We start from the raw sequence: 12,714 nt of genomic DNA on the forward strand, positions 1-12,714 counted from the left end.
AGCGGGGCATGGTCAGGGCATCGCGACTGTGGTAGACATCTGACGTCCGATGTGGGACGACAGTAAGAACGCGGCGTGACGCCGTCAAGAGGGTCGATGCAACTTCCTGCAACCTTCAGCTGAGGTCAAGGCTCAACTTGTCGCCGGCAGCCTTGACGCCCTGGCCGTCGGCCCCTAGGGTCTGCAATATCTTGACTGACTCTGGCGCTTTCGCGTCATAAAAACTCATGCGCTCTCACGGCTTCCAACACGGGAAGAGGCATAGATGAATCGACGTCTGGGCGTGGCGCTCGCCGCTGCCACCGCAGCGGCACTCCTGATCTCCGGCTGTGGTTCTTCGGGAGAGTCCTCATCCGACGGGTCGGTCACCCTCAAGCTTGTCGGCGCCGACTACGGCACCGGCCCGGCCGACACCACCCAGAAGTATTGGCAGCAGATCGCCGACGCGTTCCACGCGCAGAACCCGACGATCACGGTCGAGGTCTCCACCATCAACTGGACCGACTACGACACCAAGGTCAAGACGCAGCTGCAGAACAAGGACTACCCGGACATCCTCCAGGGCGTGTTCTACCCGCAGTACGCGACGAACAAGCTGATCGCGCCGCTCTCCGAGGTCATGTCGAAACCCGACGCCGGCACCGCGACCTTCAAGGACGCGCTCAGCGTCGACGGCGTGCAGTACGCCGCGCCGTTCGTCACCTCGGCCCGGGCGATGTTCTACAACAAGAAAGCGTTCGCCGAGGCCGGCATCGCCGAGCCGCCGACCACCTGGGCCGAGCTCGAGACGGCCGCGAAGGCGCTGAAGGCCAAGAACTACATCCCGTACGCCCTGCCGCTGGGACCGGAGGAGGCGCAGGCCGAGTCCACGCTGTGGATGCTGGGTAACGGCGGTGGCTGGAAGACCGGTGACAAGTACACCATCGACAGCCCGCAGAACGTCGAGACCTTCACGTTCCTGAAGAATCTCGTCGGCGCCGGCCTCACCCAGCCCAACCCGGCGACCTACGACCGGACGGCCAACTCTGCCGCCGACTTCGCCGCGGGCAAGGTCGGCATGCAGTTCAACGGCCCGTTCCTCACCGCCACCATCGCGAAGGCCGGCAAGCTCGGCGAGACCGACTACGCCACCGCGCCGGTGCCCGGCAAGACGGGCCCGGTCCAGCAGACGCTCGGCGTGGCCGACGCGATCCAGGCCTTCAAGACCGACGACGCCGGCAAGGCCGCGGCGATCAAGAAGTTCATGGACTTCGCGCTCAGCGACGAATACCAGCTGTCGTTCGCCAAGCAGTACGCCCTGCTGCCCGGCACCCAGTCGGCGCTGGACAGCCTGAAGAGCGACCCGGTGCTGGGCACGTTCTCCAGCCTGCTGCCGCAGTCCGTGCAGTTCCCGAGCGACGAGAAGTGGACCGCGACGGTCCTGCCCGCGGTCAAGAAGAGCATCGGCCTGGCCGTCAAGGACGACCCGGCAACCGTGCTCGGCGACCTGCAGGCCAAGGCGACCGGGCGCTGACCGGCCCCGCGTAGACCACGGTGGCGCGCGGCTGTCCCGAGCCCGCGCGTCACCGTCCGACGCCCGGATGGGACTGAGAATGGCAAGAACTGCGACGCTGCCGCGGCCCCCGGCCGCGGTCAGCGCCACGCCGGACGGCACGCCACGCCGTCGCCGGCGCTCCCGGTGGGCAGGGCTGGAACCGCTGATCTGGATCGGGCCGGCGATCCTGCTGATCATCGGCGTGGTGCTGGTGCCGGTCGTCCTGATGTTCCGCACCGCGTTCCACGAGATCGACGCGATCGGCTTCGACCACGGCTTCGTGGGCTCCGCGAATTTCGAAGCGCTGTTCCAGGAGCCGTCGCTCGATGCCGTCGTGATGCGCACGGCCCTGTGGGTCGTGGTCGTCGTGACGGTCACGGTGATCGTCTCGCTGCTTCTCGCGCAGCTGTTCAACCAGAGCTTCCCCGGCCGCAGGGTGGCTCGCTGGGCCCTCATCGCGCCGTGGGCGGCGTCGGTCTTCATGACCGCCGTGGTGTTCCGCTGGATGCTCGACTCCCGGTCCGGGCTGATCAACATCTTCCTGCACGACATCGGGCTGCTGACGGAGCTCGGCACCGCGCAGGCGGACTGGCTCGGCCGGCCGTCCGTCGCGATCTGGTGGATGATGGGCGTCGCGGTGTTCGTGTCGGTGCCGTTCACCACCTACGCCATACTGGCCGGCCTGCAGGGCATCCCCGGCGACGTCTACGAGGCGGCTGTGCTCGACGGCGCGTCCGCGTGGCGTACCTATCTCTCAGTCACCCTGCCGCTGCTGCGCCCGGCCCTGCTCGTGGCCATCTTGATCAACATCATGAACGTCTTCAACAGCTTCCCGATCATCTGGGCCATGACCGGCGGCGGGCCGGGCGACGAGACCGCCACCACCACCATCTTCATGTACCAGTTGAAGTCGTCGTCGATCGCCGAGTCGGCGGCCATGTCGGTGGTCAACTTCGGCATCGTCATCGTGCTGGTCGGGCTCTTCGTCAGGGCCAGCAGCGGAAAATCGCAGGTGCAGTCATGACCACAGCCGTCGCGCCGAGCCCTATGCGTCAACCCCCGCGTCGCGTCAAGCCCCGACCCTCGGCCCGCAGGATCATTCTTGCCGTCATCGCGTACGCGATCGCCGCCCTCTTCCTGCTCCCGTACCTGGAGATGGTGGTCGCTGCCGCGCGCCCGTCCGACCAGCTCAAGGACCCGAACTACCTGCCGTCGGAGTTCGACTGGTCGAACTTCGTCAGCATGTGGACCAGCGGCCTGGGCGCCAACCTCTGGATCAGCCTGCAGGTCGCGGCCGGCGCGACCCTGGTGGTCCTGCTCGTGGCGCTGCCCGCGGCGTACTACACCGCGCGGTACCGGTTCCGCGGCCGGATGGTGTTCCTGCTGCTGGTTCTCGTCACCCAGATGTTCCAGCCCACCGCGATGCTGGTCGGCATCTACCGGGAGTTCGTGGCGCTCGGCCTGAACAACTCGGTGCTCGGGCTGACGCTGGTCAACGCGGGGTTCAACCTGGCGTTCGCGACGTGGATCCTCAACGCCTACATCAGCTCCATCCCGCCGGAGTTGGAGGAGGCGGCCACCGTGGACGGAAGCAGCCGGCTCGGAGCGCTGTTCCGGATCACCCTGCCGCTCGCCTGGCCCGGCATCGTCACCGCGCTGATCTTCACCTTCATCTCGGCGTGGAACGAGTTCGTCGTCGCGTTGATCCTGACGTCCGATCCGGAGAAGCAACCGCTGACCGTGGTGCTCGACAGCTTCCTCGGCGGCTACCAGATCGAATGGGGACAACTGTTCGCCGCGTCCGTGGTGGCCACCATTCCGGTGATCATCCTGTTCGCGCTGATCGAGCGGAAGGTCGTCGGCGGCCTCACCGCGGGGTCGGTCAAGTGATCGCGTCGGTGTCGCTCAACCCGGCTCTCGACCTCACCTATGCCTTGCCGGCGCTGGTTCCGGGCAGCTCGCACCGGGTCTCGGAGGTAATCGCCCGCGCCGGGGGCAAGGGCGTGAACGTGGCCCGGGTGCTGCACCGGCTGCGTGCCCCGGTCCTGGTCCTGGGTCTCGCCGGCGGCGCCACCGGCGAGCGTCTCGAGGCCGAGCTCGCCGGTGCCGGCCTGCCGGCGCGGTTCACCCGGCTGGCCGCCGAGACCCGCCGGACGGTGACCGTGGTCGCCGGCGGCTCGGCGACGGTCCTCAACGAGCCCGGTCCGCCCGTCACCGGCGCGGAGTGGGCGGAGTTCCGCGCGACCTTCGCGAGCCAGGTCCGGCAGGCGCGGGTCGTGGTGCTGTCCGGGAGCCGGCCGCCGGGCGTGCCCGAGAGCGCGTACGCCGATCTCGTCACGGTCGCCCGGGCCGCCGGCGCCGAGGCGATCGTGGACGCCGAGGGACCGGCCCTGCTCGGCGCCCTGGCGGCCGGGCCGGCGGTGGCGAAACCGAACGCCGAAGAGGCGGCCGGGCTGCTCGGCCGGCCCGTGCGCACCCGTGACGACGCCGTGGCGGTGGCGCACCGGCTGGTGCGTCACGGCGCCGGAGCCGGCGTGGTGTCCCGCGGCGCCGACGGCTTCGTGGCGGTAGCCGGCGGGGCCACCTACCACGCCCGCGTTCCGGAGGCCGTGCACGGCAACCCGACCGGGGCCGGAGACGCGTTGGCCGCCGTGCTCGCGGCCGGTCTGGTCGCCGGGACGCCGTGGCCCGAGGTCTTCGCCCGGGCCGTGGCCGTTTCCGCAGCGGCCGTCGCCTGTCCCTACGCCGGCGAGTACGACGACGCCGTGGCCGCCCGGCTGCTGCCCGTGGCCACTGTCGAACAGCTGTAGACGCACCACACCGACAGAAAGCAGGAATCGTGTTCCACGTCGCCTCCGAGATCGCCGCCCAGCCCGAGACCTGGCGCCGCGCCGCGGATCTGATCGCCCGGTCGCGTGCCACGGAGATGCTCCCGCGCCTGGGCGAACGGGTCGCGGTCGTCGGCTGCGGTACGTCCTTCTTCATGGCGCAAAGTTGCGCGGCGCTGCGCGAGGCGCTCGGTCAGGGTGAGACCGACGCGTTCGCGGCGTCGGAGTTCCCGGCCCGCCGCTACTACGACCGGGTGGTCGCCATCACCCGCTCCGGCACCACGACCGAGATCCTGCGGTTGCTGGGTCAGCTGCCGGCCGACAGCCGCTCCACCGTCATCACGACCGCTGCCGACCGGCCCGCGGCCAAGCTCGCGAACGCCAGTGTGGTGCTGGACTTCGCCGACGAGGAGTCGGTGGTGCAGACCCGCTTCGCCACCACCGCGCTGGCCGCGTGGCGGGCCGGCCTCGGCGAGAGCCTCACGCCGGCCGTCCTCGAGGCGCAGGCGTCGCTGAACGCGCCGCTCGACCCGGCCCTGGCCGACCGGCAGCAGTTCACCTTCCTCGGCACCGGCTGGACGGTGGGCGTGGCACACGAGGCGGCCCTGAAGGTGCGGGAGGCCGCGCAGGTGTGGGCCGAGTCCTACCCCGCCATGGAGTTCCGGCACGGCCCGATCAGCGTGGTGGACCACCGGTCGGTGGTGTGGATCTTCGGGGAGCCGGTGCCCGGACTCCGCGAGGACGTCGCCGCCTCGGGCGCGCTCGTGGTGCAGAACGGCATCGACGCCATGGCCGATCTCACCACCGCCCAGCGGCTCGCGGTCGAGCTCGCCGTGCGCCGCGGCCTGAACCCGGACCGGCCGCGGCTGCTCTCGCGTGCCGTCGTCCTGCCCGCACCGACCGCCTGAGGACTTTCGATGACCCTCGTACCCACCGCCGACCTGGTGGCCGCCGCGCGCGCCGCCGGTACCGGTGTGTTCGCCTTCAACGTCATCACGATCGAGCACGCGCAGGCGATCGCCGCCGCCGCGCAGCGTGCCGGCCGGCCGGCCATCCTGCAGATCAGCCAGAACGCGGCGCGTTACCACGGCGGCGTGTCGGCCATCGCCGCGGCCACCGCCGACATCGCGCATCGGGCGTCCGCGGACCTGGCGCTGCACCTGGACCACGTCGACGACCTGAACCTGCTGGTGCAGGCTCCGGCCGCCGGCTTCAGCTCGGTGATGGTCGACGCCTCCGCGTTGCCGTACGCGGAAAACGTCGCCACCACCCGCAAGGCCGCCGAGTGGACGCACGACCGCGGGCTGTGGGTGGAGGCGGAGCTCGGCTACGTCGGCGGGAAACCAGACGCCCCGGCCAGCGCCCACGCCGCCGGGGTCCGCACCGACCCGGCCGAGGCGGCCCGATACGTGGCCGAGACCGGAGTCGACGCGCTCGCCGTGGCGGTGGGCAGCTCACACGCCATGGCCGAGCGGACGGCGTCGCTGGACCTCGACCTGGTGAGCGCGATTCGCGACGCCGTGCCGGTACCCCTGGTCCTGCACGGCTCGTCCGGGGTCCCGCTGGAGCAGCTCCGGGCCGCCGCCGCCCGCGGCATGGTGAAGATCAATGTCGGCACCGCGCTCAACGTCGCGTTCACCGACGCGGTCCGCGGGGCCCTGCCTGCCTCGGCGGACCCGCGGCGATACCTGGCGGCCGGCCGGGAGGCGATGACCGGTGTGGTCGCCGGGTTGCTCACCGTCCTGTCCGCGGCCTACTAGCCGGGCGACAGCGGTGGTCGAGGACCTGTGGGTGCTGCGCCGGCTGATCTGTTTCCTGCGCGCCGTCGCTGCGGCGACGGCTACGTCAGCGGCCGGGTCGGCAGCAGGGATTCGGACGCGGTGAACCGCAGGGCGGCCGCCACCGCGCCCATCGCTCCGCCCTCGTCACCGAACTGGGCGGGCACGACGTCCACGCGCCGGGGATGACGGGGGATCGCCAGCCGGGCGATCGCGGTGCGCACCGGTTCGAGCACCGTGTCGCCGGCCTGGGCCAGCAGGCCCCCGATGGCTATCGTGCCGGGGTCGAGCTGCACCACCGAGCCCGACAGCACCTGACCGAGCAGGACCGCGGCGTCGTGCAGCACCTCCCGTACGGCCGGCACGCCGGCCTGCGCCTGCGCGACCAGGTCGGCCGGATCCCGCACGGTGACGCCGCGGCGGGCGCACTGCTCGATCAGTGCGGACGGGCGGATCAGCAGTTCCAAGCAGCCGCGTCCGCCGCACGGGCAGGGATCGCCGTCCGGGTCCACGCTGACGTGCCCGATCTCGCCGGCGGCGCCGTGCGCGCCGCGGGCCAGCTGGCCGTCGACGATGAAGCCGCCGCCCACGCCATCGCTCCACCGCACGTAGACGGCGTCACGAACGTCGCGGGCCGCGCCCCAGGTGCCCTCCGCGAGGGCGGCCAGCCGCGAGTTGTTGTCGGTGATCACGGCCGCGCCGTAGCGTTCGTGGATGCGGGTGCTGATCTGCTTGGCGGTCGCCGAGGAGCCGCCGCCGCCGGCCGGGCGGCCGCGCCCGGTCACGAGGCCGGGCAGGCCGATGCCGATCGCCTCGAGGGCACGCAGGTCGATGTCGTGCTCGCGGACGAGGTCGTCGATGAGCTTGCCGGCCGCGTCGGCGCGCCGGGCCGGTCCCGCGGTGAGCGTGACGGCGCGGGTGCCGCTGGCCAGGATGTCGTGGCCGAGCGTGGCGATGACGACGGTGATGCTCGCGCGGGCGAGGTCGATACCGATGATCCGCCCGGCGGACGGGTTGAGGCTGACCGTCGAGGTCGGCCGTCCGCGTCCGCGCTGGCCGGACAGCTCGGGTTCGCGTTCGACGACGACGCCGCGGGTGATGAGGTCGCCGATGATGTCGAACAGCGTCGTGCGCGACAGCCCGGTCAGCCGGATCAGCTCTGCCCGGCTCAGCGGCCCGGCACTGCGCAGTTGCGCCAGCAGGGTCTCGGTGTGCGCTCGCCGCACGCGTTGCATGGCATCCGGGCGTTCCATCACCGCACCATCATGCCTCCCCCATGTCGGCGCCGGTCGCCACCGTCGCTCCGGGCGGGGCGACGGCGGCGACGCCACGGTCAGGTGGCGCGCACGGTGACGGTCAGTGCCCGGGTGATCGGGGCCTGTCCGGCCGAGCGCACCGACAGCGTGCCGGTGTATGTGCCGGCCGCCGCGAACGTACGCCGGGACACCACGGTGAACGCGCTGTTGATCTGCATCGCCGTGATGTTCGCCTCCCGGGTCGCGGTGACCGGCAGCGACTCGACGCGTCCGTCACTCCAGGTGACCGTGGCGATCAGGTCGGCGGACGCGGCGCCGGGGGCGGTGACCGTCCAGGTGGCGCCGGCCTGAGCGCCGACGGTCACCGTGGCCGGCCTAGCGATGACCTGGCGCCGCCACGGGACGTCGGCGGTGGGGAAGAAGTTGATTCCCTGGACGGTCAGCCGGCCGCCGGCCACCGACAGCCGGGTGGTGAAGTCGGCGTAGTCGCGTTGAGCCTGCGGGGTCCAGCCCACCTCGGCGGTGGCGATGAGCCGCGGGTAGCTGTAGTACTGCGCCTGCCCGAGGCGGCGGATCCACTCGCCCCACAGGGCCGACTCGACGCCGAGCACGCTGCTCTCGGCGATGTTCGGGATGAAGGTGCCGGGGTCCCAGTCGTAGTGCCGGTCGAGACCGCACGGCCCGCCGCACGCCCATGTGCCGCCCTGCGGCTGGCGCGGGTCCTGCTTCTGCGGCACGTACGTGTGCGGCGCGGGGGACAGGAGCACCTTGGCGCCCCGGTTGTTCACCGCGGTGGCCACCGCGGTGCGGTCGCCGTTCCAGTACTGCACGACGGCGTTGTTCTGCGGCAGCGTCGTGCCGGAGTACTCGTTCCACCCGACCACGGTCTTGCCGAGCGACGCGACCGTCGCGTTGAAGTTGTTCACCATCGTGGTGTAGTCCGCGTGGCTGGTGACGTGGGCCTCGTCGCCGCCGATGTGCAGGTACGGGCCGGGCGTCATGGCCGCGATCTGGGTCAGCACCTGCCGGACGAACTCGTACGTGGCGGGGCTGTCGGCGTCGAGCGAGGAGTAGCCGACGTTGCCGGTGCCGTTGTGCGGGACGGTCTGCTGCCCGGGGGCCGGCTTCGGCTGCGCGCCCGCGGCGTTCAGCTGCGGGATGGCGTGCAGCGCGGCGTTGGTGTGCCCCGGCACGTCGATCTCCGGGACCACAGTCATGCCGTTGACGCCCGCGTAGCGGACGATCTCGGCGTAGTCGGCCTTGGTGTAGAAGCCGGTGACGCCGAGCTCGGTGCCCATCAGCTGGCCGCTGGGGCTGTAGGTCATCGCCGTGCGGCCGCTGACCTGGGTCAGCAGCGAGTAGTCGATCCCCGCGGGGTTGGACGCAGGGTTGTCCATCACGATCCGCCAGCCCTGGTCGTCGGTCAGGTGCAGGTGCAGGCGGTTGATCTTGTATTGGGCCGCGGCGTCGATGTACGCCTTGACCTCGTTCATCGGGTAGAAACTGCGGGCGACGTCGAGCATCATCCCGCGGTAGGCGAAACGTGGGCAGTCGGTGACGGTCACGGCCGGTACCTGCCAGACCGCGGCGGCGACGGTGTCCGACTCCACCCATTGCGGGAAGAGCTGCCGCAGCGTCTGTACGCCGTGGAGCGCGCCGGCCGCGGTGTCGGCGCTGATCGTGACCCGCGACGAGGTGCTCGTCAGCCGGTATCCCTCGGCGGCCTGGCCGGCCGGTCCCTTGCCGGGGCCGACGTCGAGGACGATCTGCGAGGCGGCGCTGCTCTGTGCGACGACCGGCAGGGCGTAGCCGGTGGACGGGCGCAGGATGTCGGCCAGGTGGTTGGCCGGCGCGCTCGCTCCGGCGCCGAGCGCGACGATCGGGCTACCCGGGGCGAGGGTGAACGGCGTGCCGCCGTTCTCGGACAACGACACCGGCTTGGGGATCAGGCCCAGCGACGGCGCGGGTGCCGGCGCGACGCTGTCCCAGATCTCGAACTCGGAGATCGAGTACCCGTAGGTCGACCACCGCTGGCGTCCCTGCATCCGCACGTGGGTCACCGGCTGGGCCGACTTCACGTCGATGACGTCGGTGCGGGGGCAGGTGTCGCGCTGGACGCGGGCCACGTCGGTCCAGGTGGTGCCGTTGGCCGAGGTCTGCAGGACGAAGTCACGGGCGCAGGCGTTGGGCCAGCTGATCGTGACGTGGTCGACCCGCGCGGCGGACGCCAGCTGCACCTGGACCCAGCTGTTGTCCTGATACTTCGACGACCACCGGCTGTTGCGGTTGCCGTCGTTGACGTGCGCCGCGACGAAATCGGCGCGGTCCAGTTCGACGCTGGACGCGGTGGCGGTGCCCGTGCGGGCGAGGTTCACGGGAGCGGCGGCGGCCGGGGCCGTGCCGCCGGTGAGAGGGGCGACGATCGTCGTGCCGAGCACGACGGCGAGGTACGCCGCGAGCCTGCGGCGTCGAGGGGATGGCATGGGACTCCTTCGTCTCCGCGAGTCGGTTATGCGGAGTATGGCGGCGCCACTCATTAACGTAAATGGGTTGAACAAAAATCTGCGGCTACACTGCCGCCAAAGATGAGACGTCCTACGTCGCGACCAGCTCGGCCTATTTAGTCCGACGGGTTGACAAGATTCGCGATGGCGCCCAAGATTCGTCCAGCCCCGCTCCCCGACCTGGCTACGGAGGACCACCGTGCCGACAGATGTCCGTCCGTCGCGGCCGCGCGCGCCGGGAACCACCCGCGCGGCCTCGCCGCCGCGCCGCGCCCTGCCCTTGCCGGTCTGGAACGTGCTCGCCGTGGCGCTCGGCCTCGGCATCTGGACCGGCCTGGCCCGGGCCGGCGTGTCCGGACTGCCCGGCCCCCAGGAGGTCGCCGTCCGCGCCGGCGAACTGGCCATGGACGGCACGCTGCTCGACGACGCCCTGGCCAGCCTCCGGAGGGTGTTCATCGGCTTCGCGCTGGGGACCGCGCTCGCCGTCCCGGTCGGCTTCCTCATGGGCTGGTACCGCACCGCGCGCGGCCTCATCGAGCCCTACGTGCAGTTCTTCCGCACCATCCCGCCGCTGGCCGTCATCCCGCTCGCCATCCTGCTGATGGGCATCGGAGAGACCCCCAAGGTCTTCGTCATCTTCCTGGCCGCGTTCCTGTCCTGCGTCGTGTCGACGTTCCAGGGCGTGGTGAGCGTCGACAAGACCACGATCAACGCGGCCCGGGTGCTGGGTGCCGGCGACGCCGTGGTGTTCCGCCGGGTGGTCGTGCCCGCCTCCACCCCGTTCATCCTGGTCGGCATGCGCGTCGGCCTCGGCGCGGCGTGGGCCACCCTGGTGGCAGCCGAGCTGATCGCCGCGCAGGAGGGGCTCGGCTACCGGATGCAGCAGGCCCAGATCTACTACGACCTGCCCAGCATCTTCGTCGGACTGATCACCATCGGCGTGCTCGGCCTGATCATGGACCGGCTCCTGCTCGCGGCCGAGAAGCGCCTCACCGGATGGCAGGAACGCCGATGACCGAGAAGATCTCCTTCCGCTCCACCAGCCGCACCTTCGACGTCGGCGGCAAGCCCTTCCAGGCGCTGCAGAGCGTGGACCTGGACATCGCCGACCGCGAGTTCGTCACCGTGGTCGGGCCCTCCGGCTGCGGCAAGTCGACGCTCATGAACATTGCGGCCGGCCTCGTCGAGCCCACCGGCGGCGAGGTGCTCGTCGACAACCGTCCGGTGCGCGGGCCCAGCCCGGAACGCGGCGTCATCTTCCAGCAGTACGCGCTGTTCCCCTGGCTGACCGTCCGGGACAACGTCGAGTTCGGCCTGCGTATCGCCAAGGTCGGCCGGGCCGAGCGGCGCAGGCGGGCTCAGCACTTCATCGACCTGGTGGGCCTGACCGACTTCGCCGACGTGCTGCCGCGGATGCTGTCCGGCGGCATGCGGCAGCGCTGCGCGATCGCCCGGGCGTATGCCGTCGACCCGCAGGTGCTGCTCATGGACGAGCCGTTCGGCGCGCTCGACGCCCTCACTCGCGTGCAGATGCAGGACCAGCTGCTGGCGACCTGGGGCTCCGAGCAGCGCACCGTCATGTTCATCACCCACGACGTGGACGAGGCCGTCTACCTCGCCAACCGGGTCGTCGTCATGGCCGCCCGGCCCGGCCGGGTGCAGGAGGTCATCGACGTCGACCTGCCGTACCCGCGCACCGAAGCCGTCCGTCTCTCCCCGGAGTTCACCCGGATCCGCAACCGGGTCTGGCGCGCCGTGTATCACCAGCCCGTACAGGAAGGTTCCGCCCGATGAGTCCTTTGTCCCGTCGTTCCGTTCTCGCCGGCCTCGCCGGCATCGGCGCCACCGCCGCCCTCGCCGCCTGCGGCGACGAGGAGCCGTCCGGAACCGGCGGCTCCGGTTCCGCCACCGAGCCGGTCAAGCTCGGCTACATCGCCGACTTCACCGGCGCCAGCCTCATGGCCATCGCCGAGGACAAGGGCCTGTGGGCGCAGCACGGCCTCAAGCCCGAGCTCAAGGTCTTCACCAACGGGCCGCTGCAGGTGCAGGCGCTGGGCGCCGGCGACCTCGACTTCGGCTACATCGGCCCCGGCGCGATGTGGCTGCCCGCCTCGGGCAAGGCGCGGGTCATCGCGATCAACTCGCTCGGCTTCGCCGACCGGGTCATCGCCCAGCCGGGCATCACCTCGGTCGCCGCGCTCAAGGGCAAGAAGGTCGGCGTACCGGAGGGCACCTCCGGCGACATGATCGTGCGGCTGGCCCTGCAGCAGGCCGGGCTCACCATCGACGACATCCAGAAGGTGTCCATGGACGCCAGCACGGTGGTCACCGCGTTCGGCTCCGGGCAGATCGACGCGGCCGGCATCTGGTACCCGCTCATCGGCACGATCAAGAAGCGGGTGCCGGATCTCGCCGAGCTGTCCAAGAACGAGGACTTCTACCCGAAGGTCAGCTTCCCGTCCGCGTACGTGGGACGCAATCAGGTCGTGAGCGGCAAGCCGGAGCTCGTGAAGAAGGTGCTCGCGGTCCTCAAGGCCGCCAACGACGAGCGGGCCGCCAACCTCGACGCCGCGGTTGAGGTGACCACGAAGTTCCTCAGGTCGGCGCCCGCCGACCAGCTGCGCGCCGAGGCCACCAACGCCCGGTTCCTGCCCTCCGCCGAACTCGCCGCCAGGTCGAAGGACGGCACCGTGAACGGCTGGCTCAGCGGTCTCAACGGCCTGTTCAAGGACCTCGGCAAGCTGCCCGAGGCCACCGACCCGGCCAGCTACTACGACGCGGCCGCCTACGCCGCCTGAGGTTGAGCGACTCCAG

At 71.0% G+C, this 12,714-nt stretch carries 11 protein-coding genes; 9 read left to right on the forward strand and 2 right to left on the reverse strand.

Annotation, left to right across the window (positions count from 1 at the left end; translation table 11 throughout):
• The first annotated feature begins 265 nt into the window (after nucleotides 1-265).
• From F8279_RS03915 to F8279_RS03940, 6 genes are all read left to right on the forward strand, one after another.
• Entirely contained in the window at nucleotides 266-1,513 is a 1,248-nt protein-coding gene (locus F8279_RS03915) for an extracellular solute-binding protein (protein WP_151499104.1), read from the forward strand.
• Between the two features lie 226 nt (nucleotides 1,514-1,739).
• The gene (locus F8279_RS03920; RefSeq protein WP_225853115.1) at nucleotides 1,740-2,558 is read left to right on the forward strand and encodes a carbohydrate ABC transporter permease; all 819 of its coding nucleotides are present in this window, start codon (nucleotides 1,740-1,742) and stop codon (nucleotides 2,556-2,558) included.
• Nucleotides 2,555-3,424, forward strand: coding sequence for a carbohydrate ABC transporter permease (locus tag F8279_RS03925; protein ID WP_151499106.1), 870 nt, complete (start codon nucleotides 2,555-2,557; stop codon nucleotides 3,422-3,424). Before F8279_RS03920 ends, F8279_RS03925 begins: the two co-directional genes overlap by 4 nt.
• Nucleotides 3,421-4,344 carry a 1-phosphofructokinase family hexose kinase gene (locus F8279_RS03930; RefSeq protein WP_151499107.1) on the forward strand — a complete coding sequence of 308 codons (924 nt, stop codon included), beginning with the start codon at nucleotides 3,421-3,423 and terminating at the stop codon, nucleotides 4,342-4,344. Before F8279_RS03925 ends, F8279_RS03930 begins: the two co-directional genes overlap by 4 nt.
• A gap of 29 nt (nucleotides 4,345-4,373) precedes the next feature.
• Nucleotides 4,374-5,270, forward strand: coding sequence for an SIS domain-containing protein (locus tag F8279_RS03935; RefSeq protein WP_151499108.1), 897 nt, complete (start codon nucleotides 4,374-4,376; stop codon nucleotides 5,268-5,270).
• A gap of 9 nt (nucleotides 5,271-5,279) precedes the next feature.
• Nucleotides 5,280-6,122, forward strand: a complete 843-nt coding sequence (locus F8279_RS03940) for a class II fructose-bisphosphate aldolase (protein ID WP_151499109.1) — start codon at nucleotides 5,280-5,282, stop codon at nucleotides 6,120-6,122.
• 80 nt (nucleotides 6,123-6,202) lie between these two features.
• Here F8279_RS03940 and F8279_RS03945 read toward each other — a convergent pair whose 3' ends face one another.
• Nucleotides 6,203-7,393 carry an ROK family transcriptional regulator gene (locus F8279_RS03945; protein ID WP_151499110.1) on the reverse strand — a complete coding sequence of 397 codons (1,191 nt, stop codon included), beginning with the start codon at nucleotides 7,391-7,393 and terminating at the stop codon, nucleotides 6,203-6,205.
• 80 nt (nucleotides 7,394-7,473) lie between these two features.
• A complete protein-coding gene (locus tag F8279_RS03950) occupies nucleotides 7,474-9,879 on the reverse strand; it encodes a family 20 glycosylhydrolase (RefSeq protein WP_151499111.1) in 2,406 nt (801 codons plus the stop codon).
• Between the two features lie 220 nt (nucleotides 9,880-10,099).
• Between F8279_RS03950 and F8279_RS03955 the strand changes: the two genes are divergently transcribed.
• The 3 genes from F8279_RS03955 to F8279_RS03965 are packed head-to-tail and all read left to right on the forward strand — an operon-like array spanning nucleotide 10,100 to nucleotide 12,698.
• Nucleotides 10,100-10,915, forward strand: a complete 816-nt coding sequence (locus F8279_RS03955; protein ID WP_151499112.1) for an ABC transporter permease — start codon at nucleotides 10,100-10,102, stop codon at nucleotides 10,913-10,915.
• Nucleotides 10,912-11,694 (forward strand): ABC transporter ATP-binding protein, encoded by a 783-nt coding sequence (locus tag F8279_RS03960; RefSeq protein WP_151499113.1) that lies wholly within the window; start codon nucleotides 10,912-10,914, stop codon nucleotides 11,692-11,694. Before F8279_RS03955 ends, F8279_RS03960 begins: the two co-directional genes overlap by 4 nt.
• Nucleotides 11,691-12,698, forward strand: coding sequence for an aliphatic sulfonate ABC transporter substrate-binding protein (locus tag F8279_RS03965; protein ID WP_151499114.1), 1,008 nt, complete (start codon nucleotides 11,691-11,693; stop codon nucleotides 12,696-12,698). The genes F8279_RS03960 and F8279_RS03965 overlap by 4 nt, the downstream gene beginning before the upstream one ends.
• Nucleotides 12,699-12,714: the final 16 nt, after the last annotated feature.

The sequence above is a fragment of the Micromonospora sp. AMSO1212t genome (genome assembly GCF_008868145.1).
GTDB lineage: Bacteria > Actinomycetota > Actinomycetes > Mycobacteriales > Micromonosporaceae > Micromonospora > Micromonospora tulbaghiae.

Bases quoted from the DNA above. Each gene is read 5' to 3' on its own strand.
- F8279_RS03960 (WP_151499113.1), top strand. From the start codon at position 10,912: ATGACCGAGAAGATCTCCTTCCGCTCCACCAGCCGCACCTTCGACGTC.
- F8279_RS03925 (WP_151499106.1), top strand. From the start codon at position 2,555: ATGACCACAGCCGTCGCGCCGAGCCCTATGCGTCAACCCCCGCGTCGC.
- F8279_RS03965 (WP_151499114.1), top strand. From the start codon at position 11,691: ATGAGTCCTTTGTCCCGTCGTTCCGTTCTCGCCGGCCTCGCCGGCATC.
- F8279_RS03915 (WP_151499104.1), top strand. From the start codon at position 266: ATGAATCGACGTCTGGGCGTGGCGCTCGCCGCTGCCACCGCAGCGGCA.
- F8279_RS03945 (WP_151499110.1), bottom strand. From the start codon at position 7,393: ATGGAACGCCCGGATGCCATGCAACGCGTGCGGCGAGCGCACACCGAG.
- F8279_RS03950 (WP_151499111.1), bottom strand. From the start codon at position 9,879: ATGCCATCCCCTCGACGCCGCAGGCTCGCGGCGTACCTCGCCGTCGTG.
- F8279_RS03940 (WP_151499109.1), top strand. From the start codon at position 5,280: ATGACCCTCGTACCCACCGCCGACCTGGTGGCCGCCGCGCGCGCCGCC.